This is a genomic window from Cohnella luojiensis (assembly GCF_004564235.1).
Taxonomy (GTDB): domain Bacteria; phylum Bacillota; class Bacilli; order Paenibacillales; family Paenibacillaceae; genus Cohnella; species Cohnella luojiensis.
In genome coordinates this window covers 1-3,936 of sequence record NZ_SOMN01000070.1, presented here as the reverse complement: position 1 = coordinate 3,936, position 3,936 = coordinate 1, and the positions used below count along the sequence as shown (strand labels likewise).

At 43.2% G+C, this 3,936-nt stretch carries 2 protein-coding genes; both read right to left on the bottom strand.

All coding sequences use genetic code 11. The features are described 5' to 3' along the window. Window positions 1–376: 376 nt before the first annotated feature. Window positions 377–2,095 (bottom strand): S-layer homology domain-containing protein, encoded by a 1,719-nt coding sequence (locus E2980_RS23610; RefSeq protein ID WP_167747242.1) that lies wholly within the window; start codon window positions 2,093–2,095, stop codon window positions 377–379. A 174-nt stretch (window positions 2,096–2,269) separates the two neighbouring features. Further along, entirely contained in the window at window positions 2,270–3,742 is a 1,473-nt protein-coding gene (locus tag E2980_RS23605; RefSeq protein ID WP_135154659.1) for a SulP family inorganic anion transporter, read from the bottom strand. Window positions 3,743–3,936: the final 194 nt, after the last annotated feature.

The following is a 3,936-nucleotide window of genomic DNA, read 5'->3' as shown; positions in this document are numbered from 1 at the left end:
AAACTGGGGTCAAATGCTGCTGCAGCTTTCCGTGTTTTTCCCGGATCGTATCGGACAGCATTTACGATAACATCCCCCCTCGGGGGGAAGCATTAAGAGAGTTTACACAAAAGATTTGACAGACCCCATCTATCTTTTCATAAGCTATTTCTTTTTGATCCAAATATCGAAATATTTCTTTGCACAAACTGCAATGTTGTCTCCAATGCACTTTGATGTTCACAGGCTTTCACCTCATTTTAGCATTAACTAATAAATACGATCCATTGGGCACCAGCTTCCGGACACTATCGCAATGGGTGTTTGTAGGCTTATCCTCATTGACAACATGATTCCAAAAAAAAGAACCGGGCTTGACCACCCGGTTGGTACTATGTCATTCATCATCTTCATTATCTTCGTCATCTTCGTCTTCTTCGTCCTCATCATCGTCTTGCTCGAACTCGATTTCAAGCTCTGTGCCGTTGGTAAATTTGATTTTGATTTCAAGCTCTTTTAATTCATCCGCGTCGATTTCCAATGCGGTTAAAATGCTTTCCGTAATCTCTTGTTTCGTCATTTCATCTGAAAGTGCAGTCTGCTCTAACACGTTTTCAATCATTTCGGCTGCTTCGTCGCCCTTCATTTTTTCTTTATCATTTTTCGATTCTATCTCTACTTCAGCTTCCACATCCCCTTCATGGTTCTTATACTTCAGTTTTAATTTTTCTTCCCCGGACCATTCCGCTTTCAATTCGAATTCGCGCACACCGCCATCGGCATTATCCGAAACGAAATCTTCATTCTCTTTTTCGATGGTTAACTTTTCCCCATTTGAAAACTGGATTTTCAGCTCAATATCTTTAAACTCTTTAACATTTAGGGCTGCCAGAACCGTCTCCAGCACTTCATCCCTACTCAGATCCGGGGTTAGGCTCATCTCCGAAAGCAACTTTTCCAAGAAAGCTTCCGCTTCCTTACCTTTCCATTTTTTATTCTTTTCGACAATTTCCGCTTCTACGCGGCCATTCATGTTTTTGTATTTCAGTTTATACTCTTTATCGTCTCCTAGTTCCATCTCCACTTCAAACCCAAGGATGGCGGCCGTCGTATCGTCGATACCTTTGGCATCTAAGAGCGCTGCTTCAATGACCGTTTGATCCTGCACGACAAGACCTACCGGATCACCCACGGCCAACTGGTCCGCACGGATGAATTTATTATGATACTGTACCAACAATTCCGAAGAGATACCGTAAGATAATGCTTCGCCGGTATAACTATCAATCGTAATCTGACCGTCCATCGGACGATATACGCTATCTGTAACTGAAATCAACTGGTCCACGTTGGTCGTCACGCGGGTAGCATCAAAATCAATGTCTTTAATTTTACCGCTTACTTTGACGGCCCCGGAATTTTCAAGCAACCCTTCATTCGTTCTGTCCAGCAAAGCGGCCATCTCTGCCCTCGTCACGTTTTTGTGGGGCTTGAAGGATCCGTCCGGGTAACCGCTGACAATGCCTTTGTCCACCGCCACGAGTAGGTAACCAACAACTCCAGCCGGTATTTGTTCCGCATCCGTAAATTCAGGTATCGTTGCCATTTGACTTAGCGCTTCGGCCTGCAAGCCGAGTGATTTCACGAGGAGACCGGCTACCCAGATTCGGCTCGCGGGCTTGTTCGGTTGAATCCGATCTTCGGTCGCATCGAACAGTCCGTTTTCCAAAGCAACGACAATGTAGCCCTTGGCCCATTTGAACTCCTTGTCAATGAGTTCGGCATCTTTGAAATGCAGCTTCGTATTTGGCGTTTTGGCTTTCGCTTCATTTTCCAGTCCCATTAATCGAACAGCCATGACGATCGCCTGTACCCGAGTTATCGGTTGATTCGGACGATAGGTGCCATCTTCGAAGCCCTCTACCACTTGTTTCGACTTCATTTTTCCTATGTAACCGGCAGCCCATTCGGCTTCCTTGATATCGTCAAACTCCATAATTACCTGAACACGACCGTCTTCCGTAACATTAGTCTTCACTTCTTGAGCTGCCACAACGTTACCTGCCCATCCAAATATCAGGAAGCAGATAATCAATAAACCAGATAATTTTTTCATAGTATTCATCCTCTCTCTTGGTTTAAAGATGTCATAATCCCATCTTTGCATCTACAATCTATATCGAAATAAATGTCGAATCTTATTAGTTTTTAGTTTTTAACGGACATAAAGGAGAGTCCGATAACTAAAAAAGCCCGCGATTTACGCGGACTTCACAAGCGGATAATTAATTTAGTGACCGCCAGACGATTCAATGCCGATTTTATCAATAATACGTTTGCTTTCCTCGTTCAGCCCAACAACTTCAACATGCTTATCTAATTGCCGATATTTCGTAACCGTCTTAGCAATGGCATTCACTGCAGAGTGATCCCACACATGGGAATGGCTGAAATCAATCACAATATAGTTGGGATCATCGATATACTCAAATTTTTCCCCAAAATGTGTCGTCGTTCCAAAAAATAATTGACCCGAAACCGAGTAAACCTTCTTACCGACCTTATCTAGACCGTTCTTTTCTAAACGAGAAGAAACTCTGAGATTGGAGATTCTCGATACAAAGATTAATGCACTAAGAAGTACACCCGCCATAACCCCATAAGATAAGTCGTGAGTAATAACAACGATACTTACGGTTACAATCATAACAAGCGCATCGCCTATGGGTATCTTCTTAAGCTGGACTAGCGATGACCAATCGAATGTACCAATCGAGACCATAATCATAACACCGACCAGAGCTGCCATCGGTATTTCTTTCACAACGCTGCTAAGAACAAGGATTAAGAATAACAAGAAAGTACCCGCGACAAATGTAGACAAACGAGTACGGCCGCCTGATTTGACATTTATAACGGATTGACCAATCATGGCGCAACCAGCCATACCTCCAAAAAATCCGGTTACCACGTTCGCCAGGCCCTGACCTTTTACTTCTCGGTTCTTATCGCTGCTTGTATCTGTCATGTCATCTAAAATGGTTGCGGTTAACAGTGATTCTAGAAGTCCTACAAGAGCCAGCGAAATGGAATAAGGTAATATGATCATCAGATTATCAAGTGTCGGAATAAAGTCTGGAAGATGAAAAACAGGAAACGCGCTGATAATATTTCCCATATCGCCTACTGTCGGTACACTTATCTTTAAGCTGATCGTTATCGCAGACACGACGATAATGGCCACCAATGCAGATGGCACTGCTCTTGTGAATCGGGGTAGTATATAAATGATCAGAAGCGTTAATGCAACGAGGCTATACATAATCCAGCCCTGTCCTACGAAATGCGTCAGTTGAGACATAAATATTAGAATCGCCAGCGCATTTACAAACCCAGTCATTACGGAATGGGGTACAAAGCTTATAAATCTGCCCAATTTAAGATAGCCAACAATTACTTGAATGATTCCCGTCAATATCGTCGCCGCGAACAAATATTCTACACCATGAGCTTTAACAAGCCCCACCATTAATAATGCCATGGCACCTGTGGCTGCAGAAATCATTGCAGGTCTTCCACCAAAAAATGAGATCATTACAGCAATGGTAAAGGAGGCATACAGTCCTACCATAGGATTGACCCCTGCAACAATTGAGAAAGCAATGGCTTCGGGAATTAGAGCAAACGCTACCGTTATTCCTGCCAAAATATTTGCTTTCGGATCCGAGAACCAATCCCTTTTGATGCTTAAACTAGCTGCCAAAACAACATTCCTCCCGCAGTATATTTACTTTGACTTTTCACTCTCAGAAAAGTCGGGTCCGATGCCTCAATGTCATTAAGTTAAGGCGCAGGGCCAAAAATCAAGAAAAAGAGCAGGTTATCGAAAAGATAGCCTGCTCTTTTTCTTGCGCGGAAAAGAAAAAAGGACTTGACAAATAGGTGAAATCGTGTGGC

Coding starts and splice junctions, on each gene's coding strand:
- E2980_RS23610 (WP_167747242.1), bottom strand. CDS start 2,095: ATGAAAAAATTATCTGGTTTATTGATTATCTGCTTCCTGATATTTGGA.